Annotated in this window: 22 protein-coding genes; 21 read left to right on the top strand and 1 reads right to left on the bottom strand. The window is 60.6% G+C overall.

Going from position 1 to position 22,123, the window contains the following annotated elements:
* The first annotated feature begins 19 nt into the window (after nucleotides 1-19).
* The 19 genes from ABF990_RS04020 (at nucleotide 20) to ABF990_RS03930 (ending at nucleotide 19,639) form a co-directional block, all read left to right on the top strand.
* Complete coding sequence (locus tag ABF990_RS04020) at nucleotides 20-385, top strand: NADH-quinone oxidoreductase subunit A (RefSeq protein ID WP_415490297.1); 366 nt, start codon at nucleotides 20-22, stop codon at nucleotides 383-385.
* 12 nt (nucleotides 386-397) lie between these two features.
* Nucleotides 398-961: a NuoB/complex I 20 kDa subunit family protein gene (locus ABF990_RS04015; protein ID WP_415490298.1), complete on the top strand. Its 564-nt coding sequence runs from the start codon at nucleotides 398-400 to the stop codon at nucleotides 959-961.
* Nucleotides 954-1,613: an NADH-quinone oxidoreductase subunit C gene (locus ABF990_RS04010; RefSeq protein WP_415499973.1), complete on the top strand. Its 660-nt coding sequence runs from the start codon at nucleotides 954-956 to the stop codon at nucleotides 1,611-1,613. The genes ABF990_RS04015 and ABF990_RS04010 overlap by 8 nt, the downstream gene beginning before the upstream one ends.
* Nucleotides 1,613-2,896 (top strand): NADH-quinone oxidoreductase subunit D, encoded by a 1,284-nt coding sequence (locus ABF990_RS04005; RefSeq protein WP_415490300.1) that lies wholly within the window; start codon nucleotides 1,613-1,615, stop codon nucleotides 2,894-2,896. The genes ABF990_RS04010 and ABF990_RS04005 overlap by 1 nt, the downstream gene beginning before the upstream one ends.
* Nucleotides 2,893-3,528 (top strand): complex I 24 kDa subunit family protein, encoded by a 636-nt coding sequence (locus ABF990_RS04000; protein ID WP_415499971.1) that lies wholly within the window; start codon nucleotides 2,893-2,895, stop codon nucleotides 3,526-3,528. Before ABF990_RS04005 ends, ABF990_RS04000 begins: the two co-directional genes overlap by 4 nt.
* A 15-nt stretch (nucleotides 3,529-3,543) precedes the next feature.
* Nucleotides 3,544-4,872, top strand: a complete 1,329-nt coding sequence (nuoF, locus tag ABF990_RS03995; protein ID WP_415499970.1) for an NADH-quinone oxidoreductase subunit NuoF — start codon at nucleotides 3,544-3,546, stop codon at nucleotides 4,870-4,872.
* A 6-nt stretch (nucleotides 4,873-4,878) separates the two neighbouring features.
* The gene (gene nuoG, locus ABF990_RS03990; protein WP_415490303.1) at nucleotides 4,879-6,951 is read left to right on the top strand and encodes an NADH-quinone oxidoreductase subunit NuoG; all 2,073 of its coding nucleotides are present in this window, start codon (nucleotides 4,879-4,881) and stop codon (nucleotides 6,949-6,951) included.
* A 5-nt stretch (nucleotides 6,952-6,956) separates the two neighbouring features.
* Nucleotides 6,957-7,985, top strand: coding sequence for an NADH-quinone oxidoreductase subunit NuoH (nuoH, locus tag ABF990_RS03985; protein WP_415490304.1), 1,029 nt, complete (start codon nucleotides 6,957-6,959; stop codon nucleotides 7,983-7,985).
* A complete protein-coding gene (gene nuoI, locus ABF990_RS03980; protein WP_415499969.1) occupies nucleotides 7,985-8,473 on the top strand; it encodes an NADH-quinone oxidoreductase subunit NuoI in 489 nt (162 codons plus the stop codon). The genes nuoH and nuoI overlap by 1 nt, the downstream gene beginning before the upstream one ends.
* A 39-nt stretch (nucleotides 8,474-8,512) precedes the next feature.
* Complete coding sequence (locus tag ABF990_RS03975; protein ID WP_415499991.1) at nucleotides 8,513-9,223, top strand: NADH-quinone oxidoreductase subunit J; 711 nt, start codon at nucleotides 8,513-8,515, stop codon at nucleotides 9,221-9,223.
* Nucleotides 9,220-9,543 carry an NADH-quinone oxidoreductase subunit NuoK gene (gene nuoK / locus ABF990_RS03970; RefSeq protein WP_415490307.1) on the top strand — a complete coding sequence of 108 codons (324 nt, stop codon included), beginning with the start codon at nucleotides 9,220-9,222 and terminating at the stop codon, nucleotides 9,541-9,543. Before ABF990_RS03975 ends, nuoK begins: the two co-directional genes overlap by 4 nt.
* A 7-nt stretch (nucleotides 9,544-9,550) precedes the next feature.
* Nucleotides 9,551-11,491: an NADH-quinone oxidoreductase subunit L gene (nuoL, locus tag ABF990_RS03965; protein ID WP_415499968.1), complete on the top strand. Its 1,941-nt coding sequence runs from the start codon at nucleotides 9,551-9,553 to the stop codon at nucleotides 11,489-11,491.
* A gap of 71 nt (nucleotides 11,492-11,562) precedes the next feature.
* A complete protein-coding gene (gene nuoN, locus ABF990_RS03960) occupies nucleotides 11,563-12,999 on the top strand; it encodes an NADH-quinone oxidoreductase subunit NuoN (RefSeq protein ID WP_415490342.1) in 1,437 nt (478 codons plus the stop codon).
* A gap of 26 nt (nucleotides 13,000-13,025) precedes the next feature.
* A complete protein-coding gene (locus ABF990_RS03955) occupies nucleotides 13,026-13,772 on the top strand; it encodes a biotin--[acetyl-CoA-carboxylase] ligase (protein WP_415490309.1) in 747 nt (248 codons plus the stop codon).
* 2 nt (nucleotides 13,773-13,774) lie between these two features.
* The gene (locus ABF990_RS03950) at nucleotides 13,775-14,587 is read left to right on the top strand and encodes a type III pantothenate kinase (protein ID WP_415490310.1); all 813 of its coding nucleotides are present in this window, start codon (nucleotides 13,775-13,777) and stop codon (nucleotides 14,585-14,587) included.
* 9 nt (nucleotides 14,588-14,596) lie between these two features.
* On the top strand, nucleotides 14,597-16,240 hold the full coding sequence (locus ABF990_RS03945; RefSeq protein ID WP_415499967.1) for a ribonuclease J: 1,644 nt from the start codon (nucleotides 14,597-14,599) through the stop codon (nucleotides 16,238-16,240).
* Between the two features lie 150 nt (nucleotides 16,241-16,390).
* Complete coding sequence (proS, locus tag ABF990_RS03940; protein WP_415499966.1) at nucleotides 16,391-17,707, top strand: proline--tRNA ligase; 1,317 nt, start codon at nucleotides 16,391-16,393, stop codon at nucleotides 17,705-17,707.
* A 5-nt stretch (nucleotides 17,708-17,712) separates the two neighbouring features.
* Entirely contained in the window at nucleotides 17,713-18,960 is a 1,248-nt protein-coding gene (locus ABF990_RS03935) for a lipoprotein-releasing ABC transporter permease subunit (RefSeq protein ID WP_415499965.1), read from the top strand.
* Entirely contained in the window at nucleotides 18,953-19,639 is a 687-nt protein-coding gene (locus ABF990_RS03930) for an ABC transporter ATP-binding protein (RefSeq protein WP_415499964.1), read from the top strand. Before ABF990_RS03935 ends, ABF990_RS03930 begins: the two co-directional genes overlap by 8 nt.
* Nucleotides 19,640-19,670: 31 nt before the next feature.
* Here ABF990_RS03930 and ABF990_RS03925 read toward each other — a convergent pair whose 3' ends face one another.
* Nucleotides 19,671-20,159: a glutathione peroxidase gene (locus ABF990_RS03925; RefSeq protein ID WP_415499963.1), complete on the bottom strand. Its 489-nt coding sequence runs from the start codon at nucleotides 20,157-20,159 to the stop codon at nucleotides 19,671-19,673.
* A 257-nt stretch (nucleotides 20,160-20,416) separates the two neighbouring features.
* On the opposite strand from ABF990_RS03925, the gene ABF990_RS03920 reads away from it, so the two are divergent.
* Together ABF990_RS03920 and ABF990_RS03915 are read left to right on the top strand one after the other, a co-directional pair.
* On the top strand, nucleotides 20,417-21,199 hold the full coding sequence (locus ABF990_RS03920) for an IclR family transcriptional regulator (protein WP_415499962.1): 783 nt from the start codon (nucleotides 20,417-20,419) through the stop codon (nucleotides 21,197-21,199).
* Nucleotides 21,200-21,216: 17 nt separating this feature from the next.
* A complete protein-coding gene (locus tag ABF990_RS03915; RefSeq protein ID WP_415499961.1) occupies nucleotides 21,217-22,107 on the top strand; it encodes a hypothetical protein in 891 nt (296 codons plus the stop codon).
* Nucleotides 22,108-22,123: the final 16 nt, after the last annotated feature.

Genomic DNA, 22,123 nt, shown 5'->3' with positions numbered 1-22,123 from the left:
AGATGCAGGATCGAGCTCCATGCAGTCTGTTTTGAATGATTATGCGCCAGTCCTTGTTTTTGGCGGCATTTCCGTTGTGATTGCGGCGGCCATGCTGGGCATGGCGCTGCTGTCGGGGCACCAGAAGCCCTACCCCGAGAAGCTGACGGCGTACGAATGCGGGTTTGGTGCATTTGACGATGCACGGCACCGGTTCGATGTCCGGTTTTATCTCGTGGCCATTCTTTTCATCATTTTCGACCTGGAAGTGGCTTTCCTGTTCCCGTGGGCGATCAGCCTGGGGCGGATCGGGCTGTTCGGGTTCCTGTCCATGCTTGGCTTCCTGGCCGTTCTTGGCATCGGCTTCCTGTATGAGTGGCGCAAAGGCGCTTTGGATTGGGATTGAAGGAGCGCGGCCATGAACGCAGAGCATACTGAAAACGCCATCATGTGGAATCGCGAGGCCCTGCCACCCGGCCCCGAACAGGACGCCGTTGTAAGAGGGGTTACAGGCGCCCTGGCGGAGAAGGGCTTTGTGGTTGCGAATCTGGACAAGCTGGTGAACTGGGGGCGTACAGGCAGCCTGTGGCCCATGTCGTTCGGCCTTGCCTGTTGCGCGGTGGAAATGATCCACGCCTACATGCCCCGCTATGACCTGGACCGTATGGGAATTATCCCCCGTGGGTCGCCCAGGCAGTCCGATGTCATGATCGTGGCAGGCACGCTGACCAACAAAATGGCGCCCGTGCTACGTCGCCTTTACGAGCAGATGGCCGAACCCCGCTGGGTAATCTCCATGGGCTCCTGCGCCAATGGCGGTGGGTATTACCACTACTCCTATTCCGTGGTGCGGGGGTGTGACCGGATCGTGCCGGTGGATGTCTATGTGCCGGGTTGCCCTCCTACGGCCGAGGCGCTGATTTACGGCATTCTTCTGCTCCAGAAAAAAATTCGTCGGACAGGGACCATTCTCCGTGGCTGATCTTCCCATCAATCCCCGGCAGGGGCGGCTGGACGGGCAGCTTTGCGCGCTTGCTTTTGCCTTTTCGTCCTCGTTCGCATGCGTGTCGTATTCGGCCGTTGAAAAAGGTGAACTGGTCGTTCGCACTACGCGTGATCATCTGTTCAGCTTCCTGAGCCAGCTGCGTGACGATCCGCGCTATCGTTTCGAGCAGTTGATGGATGTATGCGGCGTGGATTACCCGCAACGGCCTGAACGTTTCGACGTGGTCTATAATCTGCTCTCCGTCACTTATAATCGGCGGGTTCGCGTTATTGTTACAACAGACGAGCAGGCTCCCGTACCTTCGGTGCATGAACTCTGGCCCTGCGCTACATGGTGGGAGCGGGAATGCTACGATCTGTTTGGCGTCCTGTTTTCCGGTCAGGCGGATCTGCGCCGTATCCTGACCGATAACGGGTTTGAAGGGCATCCCCTGCGCAAGGACTTCCCGCTGACGGGATTCGAACAGATGCGCTACGACATCGAACGCAAGCAGGTGGTCAAGGAACCCGTTTCCCTGACACAGGATTTCCGCGACTTCGACTTTGTGTCCCCGTGGGAGGGTATGCTGACCCTGCCCGGCGACGAAAAGGCGCATGAAGTCCGGCAGGGCATGAAGAGGGCGAACTGATGACGGAGTCACAGGACAAGGCATCCCTCGCTTTCGCGCAGACCGTGCTGCGAGAGGATATTCCCGAAAGCCTGCTGCCTGAACGCCAGGCAGAGGTCAGGGAAAACAGGGTTGTTGAAATCGATTCCCACGCCCTGAATTTCGGCCCCCAGCATCCATCGGCCCATGGTGTGCTGCGTCTGGTGCTCGAAATGGAAGGCGAGGTTGTGGCGCGTGCCGTGCCGCATATCGGGCTTTTGCATCGTGGCACGGAAAAACTGATAGAATACAAAACCTATCAGAAAGCGCTGCCGTATTTCGACCGGCTCGATTACGTCTCTCCCATGTGTCAGGAACAGGCTTTTGCCCTGGCGACGGAAAAGCTGCTGGGCATAGACATTCCCGAACGGGCCAAGTGGCTGCGTGTGCTGTTTGCGGAAATTACCCGTATCCTTAACCATATTCTCAACCTGACCTCCATGGGGCTGGATTGCGGTGCGGTAACGCCCGCGTTGTGGGGGTATGAAGAGCGGGAAAAACTGCTCGAATTCTATGAAGCCGCGTCGGGTGCACGGTTTCATGCCAATTATTTCCGCCCCGGAGGTGTAGCGCGTGACGTGCCGGCCGGGCTTGAAGATAAAATTGGTGCCTGGGCAAGGGAGTTTCCGACCTGGATCGATGATCTGGAGGGACTGCTGACCGAAAACCGGATATGGAAACAGCGCACCGTGGGGATTGGTGTTTTCACGGCGGAGCAGGCATTGGCCTGGGGGTTCAGCGGGCCGTGCCTGCGGGCATCGGGCGTGCCGTGGGACCTGCGGCGCAGCCAGCCCTATGACAATTACCACAAGGTCGAATTCAACGTGCCGGTAACCCGTCAGGGCGACTGTTATGACCGTTATCTGGTGCGTGTGGCTGAAATGCGCGAAAGCCTGAAAATTATCGACCAGTGCCTCAACCAGATCAGGCCCGGAGCGGTCAAGATCCAGGACCCCAAGTTTACTCCGCCCCCACGGGCGGAAATGAAACGGTCCATGGAGGCGCTGATCCATCATTTCAAGCTTTTCAGTGAAGGGTATCATGTGCCGCCGGGGGCGACCTATACGGCCGTGGAAAGCCCGAAAGGCGAATTCGGCGTGTATCTGGTGGCCGATGGCAGCAACCGTCCTTACCGGTGCAAGATCCGGCCCACGGGCTTTTCACATCTTCAGGCCATTGATGAAATGTCCCGCCGGGGCATGCTGGCGGACATGGTGGCCATTATCGGATCGCTTGATCTTGTGTTTGGGGAAGTAGATCGATGAACCCTGACTGGACCCCACCCGAACAGCCTGAAGATTTTGTGTTCGACGCGGAATCGGAAGCAGAAATCGCTGTTGTAATCGGCAAATATCCGGCCGAGCGCAAGGCCAGTGCGGTCATGCCGCTGCTCTATATTGCCCAGCGGCAGCTTGGGCGACAGACAGGCAGCGCCTGGGTACCGATTGTCGCCATGGACGATATTGCCCGTCGGCTGGATATGGCGCCGATCCGCGTTTACGAGGTTGCCTCTTTTTACACCATGTACAATACGCGGCCTGTCGGGCGGTACCATTTGCAGGTCTGCACCACCACGCCCTGCTGGCTGCGCGGGTCTGATGATGTGGTGGCGGCCTGCCAGAGGGCGACGGGTATCAGCCATTTCGGCCAGACAAGTGCCGACGGGCTGTTCACCATGACGGAAGTGGAATGTCTGGGGGCGTGCTCGAACGCCCCTATTCTGCAGGTTGATGATGATTTCTACGAAGATATGGACGGCCCCCAGACCGAAAAACTGATAGCCGAACTTCGGGCCGGGCGGCGTCCGACCCCGGGCCCCGTGGTGGACCGGAGCGGGTCTGCCCCGGCTGGCGGACGCAAGACATTGCTGTCAACGCCGGTCGCGGCCGACAAATAACAGGAGAGACGGGACATGCTCGAAGACAAGGACCGGATCTTCACCAATCTTTACGGTCAGGATGACTGGCGGCTTGCCGGTGCGCGCAGGCGTGGTGACTGGGATAATACCGCTGCCATTCTGGCGCGCGGTCGGGATGCCATTGTTGCGGAAATGAAGGCGTCGGGCCTGCGCGGCCGTGGTGGGGCGGGTTTTCCTACCGGGTTGAAATGGTCGTTCATGCCAAAACAGTCCGATGGCAGGCCGCATTATCTGGTTATCAATGGTGATGAATCAGAGCCCGGCACCTGCAAGGACCGTGAGGTGCTGCGCAACGAACCGCACAAGCTGATAGAAAGCGCGCTGATCGCGTCTTTCGCCATGGGGGCGCATGCGTCCTACATTTATATCCGTGGCGAGTTCTGTCGCGAGGCAGAGCGTTTGCAGGCTGCGATCGATGAAGCTTACGAAGCGGGTCTGCTTGGAAAAAATGCAGCAGGCAGCGGGTGGGATTTCGATTTCCGTATTCATCGCGGGGCGGGTGCCTATATCTGTGGCGAGGAAACGGCACTGCTTGAAAGCCTGGAGGGCAAGAAAGGCCAGCCGCGAATGAAGCCGCCTTTCCCTGCTGGCGTCGGGCTGTACGGGTGCCCGACCACAGTGAACAATGTGGAAAGCATTGCGGTAGCATCGACCATTTTGCGGCGTGGTGGCGCCTGGTTCTCCGGTCTGGGGCGGCCCAACAATGCGGGCACGAAACTGATGGCCATTTCAGGCCACGTGAACACGCCCTGTGTTTTCGAGGAAGAACTGGGCGTGCCGCTGAAAGACATTATCGAAAAGCACGGCGGCGGTGTGCGCGGCGGATGGGACAACCTGCTTGCGGTTATTCCCGGCGGGTGTTCGGTCCCGCTACTGCCGAAGGAAATCTGCGAAACCGTGCTGATGGATTATGACAGTTTGCGCGCCGAGCGGTCGGGCCTGGGCACGGCCTGCATGATTGTCATGGACAGGTCGACGGATATCGTAAAAGCAATCGCCCGGTTCTCGAAATTTTTTAAACATGAAAGCTGCGGCCAGTGCACGCCATGCCGGGAAGGTACGGGCTGGATGATGCGCATGATGGACCGCATGGTGGAAGGCCGGGCCGAGATCGAGGAAATCGACCTGCTCGAACAGGTTACCCGGCAGGTGGAAGGCCATACCATCTGCGCGCTAGGTGATGCGGCGGCCTGGCCCATTCAGGGGCTGATCCGGCATTTCAGGCCCGAGATCGAGGCGCGTATCCAGCAATACAAGGTGGCCCATGGTGGCACGGGGCTGGTTCAGGTGCCTGCGGGCATTGTTCCTGTGGCGGCGGAGTAACGGACAATGGTCAGGGTAATTGTTGACGGCACACCGGTCGATGTCGCACCCGGTTCCAGCGCGCTTCAGGCATGCGAGGCGGCCGGCAAGGAAATTCCGCGTTTCTGCTACCATGAGCGGCTGTCCGTGGCGGGTAACTGCCGCATGTGTCTGGTGCAGGTTGCCCGGGCGCCAAAGCCTGTCGCGTCCTGCGGGTTTCCTGTCGCGGATGGCATGGAAATCTTTACCGATACCGAAGTGGTGCGTCGTGCCCGCCGGGCGGTCATGGAATTCCTGCTTATCAACCACCCGCTGGATTGCCCGATCTGCGATCAGGGTGGGGAATGTGACTTGCAGGACCAGGCTTACGGCTACGGTTCCGGCCTGTCTCGGTATAAGGAAGACAAGCGCGCGGTTACGGACAAGGATCTGGGGCCGCTGGTCAAGACGGTCATGACGCGGTGCATCCAGTGCACGCGGTGTGTGCGTTTCAGCACCGAGGTGGCGGGCACACCTGAACTGGGTCTGGTGTCGCGGGGTGAAAACGCCGAGATCACGACCTATGTGGAAAAAGCCCTCACATCCGAACTGTCGGGCAATCTGATCGATGTCTGCCCTGTAGGCGCGCTGACGGCCAAACCATCGGCTTTTCAGGCGCGGTCGTGGGAATACAAGAAAACAGACAGTATCGACGTCATGGACGCATTGGGCACCAATATCCAGGTGCAGGCACGCGGTGGCGAGGTCATGCGGATCGTGCCGCGGGTCAATGACGAGGTTAACGAAGAATGGCTGTCTGACAAAGGGCGTTTCTCGGTTGACGGGCTCAAGCGCAGGCGTCTCGACCGTCCGTGGGTGCGGGTTCATGGCAAGCTTGTGCCCGTGTCGTGGAAAGATGCGCTGGTGGCGCTGGCCCGCAGGCTCGACGGCGTGGCGGGTGAGAAGATCGGCGCTATTGCCGGAGATCTGAGCGATGCGGAAAGCCTTTGCGCGCTCAAGGATCTTTTGACGGCGCTGGGTTCTTCCAACCTCGACTGCAGGCAGGACGGTGCATGGTATGACACCACGACGCGTTCGGGTTACCTGTTCAACAGCGATCTGGCTGGCATTGACGAAGCCGACGCCCTGCTGATCGTTGGCGCCATGCCCCGGCATGAGGCCCCCGTGCTCAATGCCCGTATCCGCAAGCGGTTTCTTGACGCCGGGCGCGGTGGTTTTCCCGTAGGGGTCATCGGGCGGCCCACCAGTGACCTGACCTACACGGTCGATCTGCTGGGCGACGGGCCGGACGTGCTGGCCAGCCTGCTCGATGGCACCCATCCGTTCGCGGAACACCTGCGCAATGCCCGCAAACCGATGATGATCCTGGGGCATGCAGCCCTGACCCGTCGGGATGCTCCGGCCATTTATGCGGCATGCAGGCAACTGGCTGCTGCCACAGGCATGATTGCGGCGGACTGGAACGGCTTTAACATCCTGCATACGGCGGCGTCACGCGTCGGGGCGCTGGATCTTGGCTTTCTGCCGGGGCCGCATGGATGTGCCGCTGGCGGCATGTTGCGCGGCGGGGTGGATGTGCTGTGGCTTCTGGGCGCGGATGATGTTGCCCTGGACACCATTCCGGCGGAAACATTCGTGGTCTATCAGGGTCACCATGGCGACCGGGCGGCGGCACGGGCGGATATCATTCTCCCCGGTGCTGCCTATACGGAAAAGCCGGGCACTTATGTCAATACCGCAGGACGCGTGCAGCGCGCCTGGCGCGCGGTGTTCGCCCCCGGCGAGGCCCGGGAAGACTGGCGGATTATCCGCGCGTTTTCAGAAGTGGTGGGCCATACCCTGCCATATGACACGCTGGAGCAGTTGCGCGCGCGCATGGCCGAGGTCAATCCCGTGTTTGGCCTGTCGGCAGCTCCTGCAGGGTTGCTTGCGGGGCATGGGACAGCACCCGTTCCTGCCAGTATTGCGGAGGCAGGTAGCTTTACGGACGGCCCGTTCCGCCCGCTTATTCGCGATTATTACCAGACAAACGCCATCAGCCGCGCCAGCCAGACCATGGCGGAATGTTCCGCGGTCTATGGTGCGGTGGCGGCGGAGTAATGGGCATGGAGCAGTTTTTCTACCATACGCTTGTCGGTCAGCTTATCCTGATGGTGCTGGAAACGCTGGCCGTGCTGGTGCCGCTGCTGATCGGCGTTGCTTACCTGACCCTGATGGAACGCAAGGTCATGGCCGCCATGCAGCGCCGCCGTGGCCCCAACGTGAACGGGCCTTTCGGCCTGCTTCAGGCCTTTGCCGACGCCATCAAGATGATCGTGAAGGAAACGGTCATTCCTTCCGGCGCCAACAGGGTTCTGTTCCTGTTCGCTCCGTTCCTGACCTTTTCGCTGGCCATGGTGGCGTGGGCCGTCATTCCAACCGGCAACGGTCTGGCGGTGGCCAACATCAATGTGGGTATCCTGTATCTGCTGGCGATTTCGTCGCTGGGGGTTTACGGCATTCTGATCGCGGGCTGGGCGTCGAACTCCAAATACGCCTTTCTCGGCGGGCTGCGCGCCGCTGCCCAGATGGTGTCGTACGAGGTTTCCATCGGGCTGGTGATTGTCTCTGTCCTGCTTGCGGTCGGTAGCCTCAACCTGAACGACATCGTTCTGGCGCAGCGCCATGTGTGGTTCTGCCTGCCGATGTTCCCGATGTTCATCGTGTTCGTCATTTCCGCGCTGGCGGAAACGAACCGCGCGCCGTTCGACCTGCCCGAAGGCGAGAGCGAACTGGTGGCGGGCTTTTTTGTCGAATATTCGTCCCTGGCGTTCGGTCTGTTTTTTCTGGGCGAATACGCGAACATGATCCTGATGTCGTCCATGATCAGCATTCTGTTCCTGGGTGGCTGGCTGCCCCCGCTGGGCATTGCCCCGCTGACCTGGGTGCCGGGTCCGTTGTGGCTGATTTTTAAAATTCTTTTCTGCCTGTTTGTCTTTATCTGGGTGCGGGCGACCTTTCCCCGTTACCGCTACGATCAGCTCATGCGGCTTGGCTGGAAGGTTTTTCTGCCTTTCTCGCTGCTGTGGATGATCGGAACGGCAGGATTCCTGATGGCAACCGGGCTGCTGCCTCATACCGGGGGTGTGAACTGATGACTGCGCTGAATAAGACGTTCAACTCCTTCCTGCTCAGGGAACTGGTGGCGGGCATGGCTTCGACCTTCAGGACGATGTTCAAGCCGAAGGTCACGCTGAACTATCCGTATGAAAAAAGCCCGCTGTCGCACCGGTTCCGGGGCGAGCACGCCCTGCGGCGCTACCCGAACGGGGAAGAGCGCTGCATTGCCTGCAAACTGTGCGAGGCAACCTGCCCGGCGGAGGCCATTACCATCGAGGCTGAAGCGCGCGATGACACATCGCGCCGCACCACGCGCTACGATATCGACATGACCAAGTGCATCTATTGCGGCCTGTGCGAGGAAGCCTGCCCGGTCGATGCCATTGTCGAAGGCCCGAACTACGAATTCGCCACCGAAACCCGCGAAGAGCTGATGTACGACAAGGCAAAGCTTCTGGCGAACGGAGACCGGTGGGAAGCCTTGCTTGCCCGCAGGCTTGAACTTGATGCGCCGTATCGCTGAACAGATGCAAGGCAAGATACGGCAGGAGGTTGGCCCGTGATGGCACAGCTCGTTTTTTATGTTTTCGCGACGGTACTGGTGTTTTCGGCCATCATGGTCATTACGGCACGCAATCCCGTGCATTCCGTACTGTTTCTCATTCTGGCGTTTTTCAACGCATCGGGCCTGTTCCTGATCGCGGGGGCCGAGTTTCTGGCCATGCTGCTGGTCATTGTCTATGTGGGCGCGGTGGCGGTGCTGTTCCTGTTCGTGGTCATGATGCTCGATATCGACTTCAGCCGCCTGCGCGAAGGTTTTCAGAAATACACCCCATTGGGGGCCTGTGTCGGTGGCGTGCTGCTGGCAGAGCTTGTTCTGGCCTTCAGCAACTGGCAGATGGCTCCGGCTGAAATCCGCACACCGCTGGCCGTCGACCCGGGGCTGACCAATACGGCGGCTCTGGGCACGGTTATCTATACCCACTACATCCTGCTGTTCCAGGCCTGCGGGCTGGTGTTGCTGGTTGCCATGATAGGGGCCATTGTCCTGACCCTGCGCGATCAGCCCATGGGCCGCAGGCAGGTGGTGTCCCGCCAGCATGCCCGCACCGTGGCCGATACGCTTGAACTTGTAACCCTGCCCCTGGGTGAAAACGTGTCTGAGCATGGCGGCTTTCTGCGCCCCAAGGGCTCTTATTACGAAATCGCGGTGCCCGGCTCCTACGGTGTTCCCCAGCCACAAACGCAGGAAGATGAGGAGAAGGGCGCATGACCCCCGCTATCGCCGCCATAGGGCTGACCCCCTACCTGATTGTCAGTGCGATATTGCTGGTTCTGGGCGTGTTCGGCATTTTTCTGAACCGCAAGAACATCATCATCCTGCTGATGTCGATGGAACTGATCCTGCTTTCGGCCAACCTGAACCTGGTCGCGTTTTCTTCCGCACTGGGCGATCTGTCGGGGCAGGTCATGGTTTTGTTTGTCCTGACCATAGCCGCGGCGGAGGCGGCGATCGGCCTGGCCATCGTTACGGTCTACTTCCGTAACCGTGGTTCGATCCAGGTCGAAGACGTGACGATGATGAAGGGCTGAACGCGCCATGCCGACTGATCTTTCCATGTTTTCCGTGGCTGTTCTCACCCCTCTGGCGGGTGCCGCCATAGCCGGGCTGGGTGGCCGACTGTTTGGCGATACGCTGGCCAAGGCCGTGACATTGCTGTGCATGGGGGTTGCGACACTCTGCGGTGTGGGTGCCCTGTGCGGTGCATGGGGGGCGGGGTTCCCGCACCTTGGCGTGCATCTGGCCGAATGGGTCCATGCCGGCGGGTTCGAAGCCGACTGGACCTTGCGGTTCGACACCCTGTCCACCACCATGGTTGCCATGGTGCTGTCGGTCTCGCTGCTGGTACACTGCTATAGTGTTGGCTATATGAGCCACGAAAGCATGCCGACCTATCGGTTCTTTTCGTATCTGTCGCTTTTTACCTTCGCCATGCTCATGCTGGTGTCATCGAACGACCTGATCCAGTTGTTTTTTGGCTGGGAAGGGGTTGGTCTCGCCAGTTACCTGCTGATTGGCTACTGGTACGACCGTCCGTCCGCTACGGCGGCGGCCATCAAGGCCTTTGTGGTCAACCGTGTGGCCGACCTCTTTTTTATTGTCGGTATCGGCCTGATCTATGTGCTGTTCCATACGGTGCAGTATGACCAGATCTTTGCCGCCATTCCACAGGTGCTGGATGCGTCCTACACCATCTGCGGTGTGCCTGTGCGGATGCTCGAAGTTATCTGCCTGCTGCTGTTCATTGGCGCCATGGGCAAGTCGGCCCAGCTTTTTCTGCACACATGGCTGCCTGACGCCATGGAAGGGCCTACGCCGGTTTCGGCCCTTATCCATGCCGCCACCATGGTGACGGCGGGCGTGTTCCTGATGGCGCGCATGTCTCCGCTGCTGGAATTTGCGCCCGGCACCCGCACGCTGGTCATTATCATTGGCGCAACCACCTGTTTTTTCGCGGCAACCGTGGGCATGGTCCAGCCCGATATCAAACGCACGATCGCGTATTCCACCTGCTCGCAACTCGGTTACATGTTCGCGGCCGTGGGGGTGGGGGCCTATCAGGCGGCTGTTTTCCACCTGACCACACATGCTTTTTTCAAGGCCCTGCTGTTCCTTGCGGCTGGTTCGGTCATTCATGCCATGCATGACGAACAGGACATGTTCCGCATGGGGGGGCTGTGGAAAAAACTGCCACTGACCTACGCGGTGATCTGGATTGGTAGCCTGGCGCTGGCCGGTGTGTTCCCCTTTGCCGGATACTGGTCGAAAGACGCCATTCTGAACGCCCTGTGGGCGTCGGATGCCAGCTATAGCCATTATGCGTGGGTTCTGGGCACCGTGACCGCGTTCCTGACCGCGTTTTATAGCTGGCGTCTTATTTTTCTGGTGTTTCATGGTCAGGCGGCCGATGCACATGCCGCCGAGGCGGCACATGAGAGCCCCGCTGTCATGAGCGTGCCCCTGGTGCTGCTGGCCGTGGGCGCTGCCGTGGCGGGTATAGTGCTGGCTCCGTTCTATATCGGAGCGCACCAGGCGGCGTTCTGGAACGGAGCGATTTTTAACGCGCATGATAATACGATCATGGAGCGGTTCGAGCATGTGCCAGCCCTGATCGCTCTTCTGCCGTCGGTTGCCGGGGTTGTCGGCATTGCCCTGGCGGTGGTGTTTTATGTCTTGGCCCCGAGCCTGCCGGCAGCTTTGGCAAGCGCGACTGGCCCGCTTTACCGTTTCTGCCTCAATAAATGGTATTTCGACGAACTGTATGACGCCATTTTCGTCCGCCCCTATGCCGCTGTGGCCCGCGCGCTCTGGAAAGAGGGCGATCAGGGCGTGGTGGAAGGGCTGCCGCTGGATGTCGTGCAGGTCACGCGCGACGGGGCGGCGCAGGCCGTCAGGCTCCAGACCGGCTCCATTGCCATTTATGCCTTTACCATGCTGGCGGGACTGGTTGTGCTGCTGACAGTGGCCCTGTGCGGATAAGCCGACATGACACGTGATTTTACTGGCTTCCTGTCTTTTCTTGCTGTGCGGAGTGCTGCGCAATGGGCGTGATGACCACATTCAACTGGGCCGTGGCCCTGCCGGAACTTGTTCTGGCGCTCTCGGGCATTGTTATTCTCGTGGCCGGTGTGCTCCAGCGCAAGGGGGAGGGGTTCTTTCCCTCCGCCATGCTGAGTGTGGCGGCATTCCTGGTCTGTGGCCTGCTGGTGCTGCTGGCCCCGTCGGGGCAGGGTTACGCCGGCACCTTCATCAATGACGGCTTTGCCCGGTTCATGAAAATTCTGATCCTGACGGGTGGTCTGGCGGCGGTGGTGTTGAGCGTGAGCTATCGCACGCGTGACGCGCAGGTGCTGCCGTTCGAAGCCCCGGTGCTGATGCTGTTTTCAACCCTCGGGGCCATGATCATGGCGTCTTCAGCCAACCTGATGACGTTGTTTGTGGGGCTGGAACTGTCTTCGCTGTCCATATACATTCTGTGTGCACTGGAACGTGAGACCGTACTGTCGTCCGAAGCGGGGCTGAAATACTTTATTCTGGGATCGCTTGCCTCCGGTCTGCTGCTTTACGGCATATCCCTTGTGTACGGCTATGCAGGCACGATGGAATATACAGGGCTGGTTGAGGCCGTTCGGGCTGTGGCCATGCCGCCCATGGGGCTTGTGGTCGGTATCGTGTTCGTCGTGGTCGGGCTCAGCTTCAAGTTGTCGGTTGTTCCCTTCCATATGTGGACACCCGATGTCTATCAGGGCTCTCCAACACCTGTGACCGCCTATATGGCTGGTGCGCCCAAATTCGCGGCGTTTGCCCTGTTCCTGCGTGTCATGGCGGGGCCGTTCGGTTCCGTGGCGCCACGCTGGCAGATTCTGGTGGAGGTGGTGTCCATCCTGTCCATGGTTTACGGGGCGTTTGCCGCCATTCCGCAAAGCAATATCAAGCGGCTTATGGCGTATTCTTCCATCGGGCATATGGGTTACGCCATGATGGGGCTGGCGGCGGCGTCTGCCGCCGGGGTGCAGGCCACCCTTATTTACCTCGCGGCCTATCTGGTCATGAATGCGGGTGTGTTTGCCTGTATCGGGGCCATGCGCCGCCAGGGGCGCGAAGTAACCGGCATTGCGGATCTGGCAGGACTTGGAAAAACCAATCCCGGCATGGCGCTGGCGCTGGCCATTTTCATGTTCAGTATGGTTGGTGTGCCGCCGCTTGCGGGCTTTTTTGGCAAGTTTCTTATTTTCGCGTCTGCCTGGCAGGCAGGCCTTTATACGCTGGTCGCTATCGGGGCGCTCTCCAGCGTTGTTGGGGCTTATTATTACCTGCGCGTGGTCAAGGTCATGTATTTCGACGCTCCGGCAGAGCAGTTCGACCGTCCCGCACCCAGCCTACTGTTTATCTCCGGTGGGATGGGGCTGGCAACCGTGCTGTTCATTGCTATGCTGGGGCCGTTGATGGCGTTTGCCCATCAGGCTGCGATAGCACTGGTCGGGTAAGCCGACGTGGATGAGAGTGGGGGTGTATGAACGTTGGGGACGTGTCATGGCGGCTTGAATGCCATGACGAACTGCCTTCCACCTCTGATTACTGCCTGCAGAAATGCAGGCAGGGAGAATCTTCAGGCCTTGCCGTCCTTGCCCTGCGGCAGACCAGGGGCCGTGGCAGCCGCGGCCGCCAGTGGCAGGATGCCGGGCAGAGTCTTGCCCTTTCGGTGTTGCTGGACGCGGGGCTGGCGGGTAGCGACAGCCTGGGCGGCTGGCCCTTTGTGGCCTCTCTCGCTTTTTTCGATGGGCTTGCCGCCAGTGTTCCGCAGGCCCGTGCGCGACTCATGATCAAATGGCCCAACGATATTCTGCTTGATGGCGCGAAGCTGGGTGGTATCCTGATCGAGCGTGATGGCGATCATGTCGTAATCGGGTTGGGCGCCAACCTGCTTGCCGCGCCGGGCCTTGCGCAAATCGGGCGCGCGGCGGCCAGTCTGTCCCAATGCGGTGACGTGCCGTGTGTTCAGAACGTGGCGCAGGCCGTGCTCGACCGGCTTTCTGTCTGGTGCCGGATCTGGCGTGAACAGGGCTTTGCTCCGTTGCGCGGGGCGTGGCTTGAACGGGCCCACCCGGTAGGGACGCCCCTTGTCGTGGCGGGTGGGAGTACTTATGAGGAAGGTCGTTTTGCGGGGCTTGAGGCGGATGGTCGCCTGATGCTGGATACGGATACCGGGATGAAGACAGTCACGACAGGTGAAATTCTGCTGGCTCAAGGGAACGCATAAGGGTGTTGCTTGTTGTCGATGCCGGGAACACCAATGTCGTTTTTGCCGTGCATGATGGCGAAAAATGGCGCGGTGTATGGCGGATTACCATGCAGGCGCAGCGCACTTCGGACGAATACGGCGTGTGGCTGCTGGCCCTGCTCAAAACGCAGGGCATGACCCCGGCCATGATCGAGGGCGCTGTTATCGGAACTGTGGTGCCGGCGGCCCTGTACCACCTGCGCACGCTGTGCCGGCAATGGTTTGCGGTGGAGCCCCTGCTTGCGTCTTCCCGGCTGGACTGGGGTTTTACCATCAAGGTCGATAACCCTGACGAGGTGGGGGTAGACCGGTTGTTGAACGGTCTGGCGGCACATTATGAATATGGCGGTCCGCTGACGGTGATCGATTTTGGTACAGCCACGACATTCGATGTGGTAGATGGTGAAGGAAGTTATTGCGGCGGGGTGATCGCGCCGGGCATCAACCTTTCGGTCGAAGCCCTGCATCAGGCGGCGGCCCGCCTGCCGCGCATTGGTATTGGACGCCCCGTCGGGGAATCCGCAATAGGCCGGAACACGGTTTCGGCCATGCGTTCGGGGGTGTTCTGGGGGTATGTCGGTCTGATTGAGGGGATCGTCGAGAGGATCAGGGGGGAAGTGGGACCTTCGATGAAGGTGCTCGCAACCGGTGGTCTGGCTCCGCTCTTCTCGGAAGGAACGACAGTGTTCGACCAAGTGGATTCAATGTTGACCTTGAATGGACTGCGCTTGCTGGCGGGGCGTAACCCCCTGCCAAAACTGACTGTGGAACGAGATTTTCTGACTGAAGGATAAAACGGCATTATGACAGAACATAACGGCGATCTGGCCTTTCTGCCCTTGGGTGGAACAGGCGAGATCGGCATGAATCTCAACCTGTATCGTCTGGGCGATACATGGCTTGCGATTGACTGTGGTATCGGTTTCAGCGGCAACGACACACCGGAAGCTGAAATTCTGGTGCCCGACCCGGCTTTTATCGTCGAACGGCGCAAAAATCTGGCGGGGCTGGTCGTTACCCACGCGCATGAAGACCATATTGGCGCCATCGCGCATGTCTGGCCCATGCTGGAATGCCCGATCTACGTGACCCCCTTCGCCAACGCGGTGCTGCGGCGCAAGCTGGGTGAAGCACGGCTGAACGATGTGCCCATCCATGTCATCCAGCCCGGCGGGCGGTTTGATGTCGGGCCGTTCGATATCGAATTCGTGCCGGTCACGCATTCCGTGCCGGAGGCCCAGTCCCTGGTGCTGCGCACGCCTGCCGGCGTAGTGGTGCATACGGGGGACTGGAAGTTCGATCCCACCCCGATGGTTGGCCCGCCCACCGATCTGGCCCGGCTGGAGGAAATCGGCAAGGAAGGCGTTCTTGCGCTGGTGTGCGACAGCACCAATGTGATGAAGCCCGGTTTCTCCAGTTCGGAAGCCGAAGTGCGCGTCAGCATGACGGAACTGATCGCCAACCTGAAAGGGCGCGTGGCGGTTACCTGTTTTGCCTCCAACGTCGCCCGGGTCGAAACCATTGCCATGGCGGCACAGGCGGCGGGCCGGACGGTCATGCTGGTTGGCCGTTCGCTGCGTAACCTCGACACCGCCGCGCGTGAATGCGGGTATCTGTCCGGTGTGCTCCCGTTCCTGAGCGAGCAGGATGTCAACGAGGTTCCCGACGACCGGCTGCTGATGATCATTACCGGCAGCCAGGGGGAGCCCCGTTCCGCCCTGTCGCGTATTTCGCTCGATATTCACCCCAATATCTCGCTGGGTGAGGGCGATACGGTCATTTATTCCAGCCGTATGATCCCTGGTAACGAGCAGGCCATCATGGCGGTGCAGGATAACCTGGCCCGTCGGGGTGTGACGGTCCTGACCGATCGTGACCATCTGGTACATGTTTCGGGCCATGCCACGGGGGGGGATGTGCAGAAAATGTACGGTCTGCTCAAGCCCCGGCATGTTGTGCCCGTTCATGGTGAATGGCGTCACCTGACAGCGCAGGCAGCCCTCGCGCAGGAAATGGGAATTACCCCCATTCTGCTCGAAGATGGCGATATCCTGCGTCTGGCGCCCGGCAAGCTGGAAGTGGTGGACACGGCCCCGACAGGCCGGCTGGCGCTGGACGGCAACCGCCTGCTGCCCATGAACGGCGGTGTTCTGGCCGCGCGGCGCAAGATGCTGTTCAACGGTGTGGTGATCGGCAGCTTTGCGGTGGATGACGAAGGGTACGTGATTGGCGAACCCAAGCTGAGCGCGCCCGGCCTGCTTGAACCCGACGATCTGGAAAGCGTGCGTGTGCGCGAAGAATTCGCCAACGCGCTCGACGTCATTCCCGACGAACTGCGTAACGATGACACCGCGTTCCGTGACGCGGCCAAAACGGCGCTGCGGCGCGCTCTGGGGCGCAAGCTGCAGAAGCGCCCGCTGGTTGACGTGCATCTGCTGCGTGTCTGAACGCCATCAAATGCCCCGAGGATAAAGGAAAGCCCGGTTTTGCCGGGTTTTCTTTCGGCCTGCGCTGTTCTAGATCAGCGCAGGACTTCATAACATCGGAACGGGCTGTGCCATGCTTCAGGCCGTTCCCCGCACAAGGCTGAATGGATCATGCGTCTTTCGCGCAGCTTTCTTCCCACGTTAAAGGAAAACCCCGCAGAGGCGCAGATTGTCTCGCACCGGCTCATGCTGCGTGCGGGCCTTGTGCGCCAGACAGCCTCGGGCATTTACGCCTGGCTGCCGGCGGGGCTGAAGGTGCTGCGCAATATCGGCCAGATCGTGCGTGAGGAACAGGACCGGATCGGGGCGCAGGAAGTGCTGATGCCCACCCTGCAATCCGCCGATCTGTGGCGCCGTTCCGGCCGGTATGACGCCTATGGTCCTGAAATGCTGCGTATTCAGGACCGTCACAAGCGTGAACTGCTGTACGGGCCGACCAATGAGGAAATGATTACCGATCTGTTCGGGCAGGCCGTGAAGTCCTACAAGGAACTGCCGCAGGTCCTGTACCATATCCAGTGGAAATTCCGTGACGAAGTGCGCCCCCGTTTTGGCGTCATGCGTGGGCGTGAATTCCTCATGAAGGACGCCTACAGCTTCGACGTTGACTACGCGTCCGCCGTGACCACTTACCGGCGCATGCTGCTGGCCTATCTGCGGACGTTCCAGCGGCTCGGTGTACAGGCTGTTCCCATGCGGGCCGATACAGGGCCCATCGGTGGCGAACTGAGCCACGAATTCCTGATCCTGGCCCCCACCGGCGAAAGCGGCGTGTATTACGACGCCACCCTGGGCGAGCAGGACTGGCTGGACGAACCGGTAGACACCAACAGCCCCGAAGCGCTGGAAGCCTTTTTCAACCGTGTGACGACACCTTACGCCGCCACGGACGAGATGCACGACACCACCGCATGGGAGGCGGTGCCAGCCGAACGGCGGCGCGAAGGTCGTGGGGTGGAAGTGGGGCACATCTTCCACTTCGGCACCAAATACACCCAGGCGCTGGATGTCAGCATTACCGGACCGGATGGCAACAAGCTGTTCCCTGAAATGGGTTCCTACGGCATTGGCGTGTCGCGTCTGGCCGGGGCGATCATTGAAGCCTGCCATGACGAGAACGGCATTATCTGGCCGGATTCCGTGGCCCCCTTCAAGGCTGCTATCCTGAACCTGAAAGCGGGTGACGCGCTGTGTGACGAGGTATGCGAACGCATCTACGCGGCAAACCCCGAGGCGTTCCTGTATGACGACCGCGGCGAGCGCGCAGGTGTGAAGTTCGCCGATGCCGACCTGATGGGCCATCCGTGGCAGATCGTGGTGGGGCCACGTGGCGCCAAGGAAGGCATTGTCGAACTCAAGCGCCGTGCCACGGGCGAGCGGCGTGAAGTCAGCGTGGATGACGCGCTGGCCCTTGTTCTGGCGGGCTGAGAACCATGTTCGGTCCCTTCGAGCGGGCGGTGGCGGGCCGTTACCTCCGTGCGCGCCGGGGGGAACGCTTTGTTTCCATTATCGCCATTTTCTCGTTGATCGGCATTGCGCTGGGTGTGGCTACGCTGATTATCGTCATGGCGGTCATGAACGGTTTTCAGGCCGATCTGATGAGCCGCATTCTCGGGCTGAACGGTGATCTGACCATTTACGGTTCGGGACGAACCATCTCGCATTACGAGGACGCGGCCCGGACAGTCCGGACCGTGCCCGGTGTGGTCAGTGCTACCCCCATGATCGAAGGCCAGGTCCTGCTCAGCGCCGGGCCTTACAGTTCCGGCGGGGTGGTGCATGGTGTCACGCCGCAGGGGCTGCGTGACCTCAGGGCGGTTAGTTCTTCCATTATCGCGGGTTCGCTCGATGCGTTTGGCAGGGACGATTCCATTGTGGTGGGCGTGACGCTGGCGGAGCGGGCAGGGCTGTCCGTGGGGTCGGGACTGACCCTGGTTTCGCCGGACGGGGCGGCGACCGCTTTTGGTACGGTGCCGCGCGTTCGCACCTATCATGTCGTGGCCATTTTCGACGCGGGCGTGAACGACTATAATTCCTCCGTGGTGTTTCTGCCCATGCATGCGGCACAGGTCTATTTCCAGATGCCGGGACAGGTCACCCAGCTTCTGGTCATGACGACCGACGCCCAGCAGGTGCGCCCGGTTTCCATGGCGATCGACAAGGCTCTGGGTAATCCCGGCCTGCGGGTGCTGGACTGGACAAACGCCAATAATGCCCTGTTCGGCGCGGTTCAGGTGGAACAGAATGTCATGTTCCTGATCCTGACCCTTATTATTCTGGTCGCGGCGTTCAACGTCATTTCCTCGCTGATCATGATGGTCAAGGACAAGACGGCCGATATTGCGGTGCTGCGTACCATCGGTGCCAGCCGGGGTGCGATCATGCGCATTTTTCTGATGTGCGGGGCGTTTGTCGGTGTGGCAGGCACGGTCTCGGGTACGGTGCTGGGGGTGGTTTTCTGCCTGAACATCGAGCGTATCCGGCAGTTGCTGCAAAAGCTGACAGGCACCAACCTGTTTAACCCGGAAGTCTATTACCTCGAACATCTGCCAGCCCGTCTGGTCTGGGGGCAGGTGGTGGAGGTCATTGCCATGGCGCTGGTACTGTCCCTTCTGGCAACGCTGTACCCGTCATGGCGGGCGGCCAAGACAGACCCCGTGGAGGCGCTGCGCCATGAATAATCCCACCGTGCTGGCGCTGGAAGGCGTGCAGAAAGCCTATCGCAGCGGGGATGACGGCGTGCTGCCGGTGCTGCGCGGGGCTGATTTTGCCCTGCGCGCAGGAGAGATCGTGGCCCTTGTCGCGCCGTCAGGCACCGGAAAATCAACCCTGCTGCATCTGGCGGGCTTGCTGGATACGCCGGATACGGGCGATATCGTTATTGCGGGCAGGTCGACGAAAGGCATGGCGGAAGCCGGGCGGACCGCCCTGCGCCGCGACCAGATCGGGTTTGTGTACCAGTTCCATCATCTGCTGGGTGAGTTCACGGCGCGTGAGAATGTCATGCTGCCGCAGATGATCGCGGGCGTTCCAAAAAGCCGCGCCCGGGCCGAGGCCGAACGCCTGCTGGGCATGTTCGGTCTCGGTCACAGGCTCGGTCATCTGCCGGGCAAGCTGTCCGGCGGGGAGCAGCAGCGCGTGGCCATTGCCCGTGCCCTGGCCAATGACCCGGCCCTGCTTCTGGCGGATGAGCCGACGGGCAATCTCGACGTTCACACAGCCGATGCGGTGTTTAATGAACTGTTGACAGCCGTGCGGCAGAAGGGGCTGGCCGCGCTGGTCGCGACCCATAACGAGGAACTGCTGCCCCGTATGGATCGGGTCGTGACCCTGCGCGAAGGCAAGCTGGTTCCCCGCTAGACCCGTAGGCGGGCCGCAGGGCCCGGTGTAGTCAGGACTCGGTTTTCAAAGCGCGTTCGACCGCGTTCCTGACGCGCGAGGCGGTAGGGGGTGTCAGGCTGCTGAACCAGGCTACGGGCATGCCCTGCCGGTTCGTGAGGTATTTGAAGAAATTCCAGCGGGGCCGGGCCAGTATGCCCAGTTCGCTGTCCAGCCATTTGAACAGCGGTATGGCGTCACGCCCCTTGACATGGGAGCGGGCCGCCATGGGAAACGTTACCCCGTAATTGCGTTGGCAGAAGGACGCGATTTCATGGGCTGAACCGGGTTCCTGGTGGCCGAAGTCATCGCTGGGAATGCCCACAATGACCAGCCCTGTCTTCTGGAACTGGGTCCACAAAGCCTGCAGGCCTTCATACTGGGGGGTAAACCCGCAAAGGGATGCGGTGTTGACGAGCAGGACTGGCCTGCCGCGATAGGTGCCCAGGTCGATGCTGCCGCCTTCAAGGCCGGGGAGGGTAAAATCATAGACACAGGTCAAGGTGCTGCCCTTTTGCTACTTTTGTGGCAGGAGAGAGAACTGTGTAGCGGATTGATACGGAAGGGGCGAGTGGAATGATGTGTCATGCGGCAGGGTGGAAGCCCGGCGCCCTTTTGCGGGTTCTTGTTCCGGGCTTCCACCATAACTCTGCGCGGGGAGATCGGCTCGTTTATTGTTGTTCATTATATTGAACTCGATCCCGTATGTCGAATATGAAGAGATGAGCCTCCTCTGTCAACAGGAAAATACGTAAACGCATGTCCAATCCGCCGGATACGGTGCCTGCTCTCAGGCGCGCCGTTCGCATTCTCGATCTCGTCAAGGCCGCAAGCCGTCCGCCCCTGGCAGCGGATGTCGCGCGCCAGCTTGAATTGCCGCGCAGTACGGTGCACGGGCTGCTGGCCGTCATGGCCGAGCTTGGCCTGCTGGAAAAAACGTCGTCGCAGGGGTACCGGTTGGGTACACGTTTGCTCGACTGGGCGGGTGACGTGACCGAAAAGCGCGATCTTGTGGCGGAGTTCTACCATGTGCTGGATAACCGCCCGGACCTGGACACCTTCACCATGACGCTGACCATGCTTGAGGGCATACAGGTGGTCTATCTGGCCTGCCGCAACAGTGCGACGGTGCTTGGCGCGTCCTTCAGGGTGGGTATGCGCCTGCCCGCCATATTTACGGCCACGGGTAATGCCATGCTGGCCGGTATGGATGACGAGACATTCGAGGACTGGCTGGCCCAGCACCCTGTCGCGACCTGGCCAAAGCCCCCCACGCCGCATGGCATACGGTCGGTTACGACTCTGGTGCGCGAAATTGCCGAAATACAGGACCGGGGTTACGCGGTGGATGACGAGCAGGTGCTTGACGGGCTCTGGTGCTTTGGCTCAGCCGTCCGGGACCATTCCGGGCAGGCGGTGGCGGGGGTGGGTATCAGCCTCCCGCAGACCGAACTCAGCCAGTATGACGTCAAGGAACTGGGGGCCAGGGCGGTCGATCTGGCGCGCGCCGTTTCTTTCAGGCTCGGTTATCGCGGCCTATAGTGTCACAGGGCACAGACATGAACATAATACGCGCTTTCGTGGTTTTGTGGGGCGGGCGCATGGCGCAGTCCCGGTGCGGGTTGCGTCGCATCGCATCCCGGGTTGTGGCCAGGCGCGTGCTCATGGCCGCCTTGCTGGTGATTGACGTCATCTCGCCCGTCAGGGGGGCTCGTGCAGCCGACACGCTGCCACAGACCGTGGCGCGCTATCACTTATATGCCCACGGACTGGAACTGATGGCGCTGGACACGGCGTACCGGCTGGGGCCAGAGCAGTACAGTGCGTCAGCCGCCGCCCAGACTGGCGGGCTGGTTGGCCTGTTCGTGAAAACCGCGTTGCGCATGTCGGGCGTTGGCACGTTCGCGCCCGATGGGGCGGTGCTGCCCCAGGTCTATAAAAGCGATGGCCGCTCCCATCGTCAGGACTGGGTTCTGAATCTGGGATATTCCAAAGGTGTGGCCGAGGTTACGGAACTGAAGCCGGCCGAGGTCGACCGTGAACCCATCCCGCCGCAGGACATGCCGGGGGCTGTGGACATGCTGGCCACATTCATGGATGTCCTGCATCAGGTGCGGACTGCGCACCATTGCCTGGACACGCCCAGAAAAATTTTTGACGGGCTGCGCCTGAGCACGCTGAACATGACCGACGCCGGCATACAGCGCCTGCCATCCGGGACTCTGCGCAACTGGGGGACAGACGGCCTGCGGTGCAATTTCGTTTTGCAGCAGGTGCAGGGATTCAAGGTTTCAAGCCGTCCGAGCCGGTTGCGCCAGCCGCAGCCAGGGCGGGTCTGGTTCGTGGATGTGCCGCAGGCAGGATTGATGGTGGTGCGGCTGGAGCTGGAGCACCCCAAGCTGGGGCATATTCTCATCCAGCTTGAAGACCCACCCCGGCAGGTGCCCTGAAAAAACAGGGCAGGGG

Source organism: Acetobacter sp. (assembly GCF_047723915.1).
Taxonomy (GTDB): Bacteria; Pseudomonadota; Alphaproteobacteria; order Acetobacterales; family Acetobacteraceae; genus Acetobacter.
This window is presented reverse-complemented; position numbering and strand designations above follow the sequence as displayed.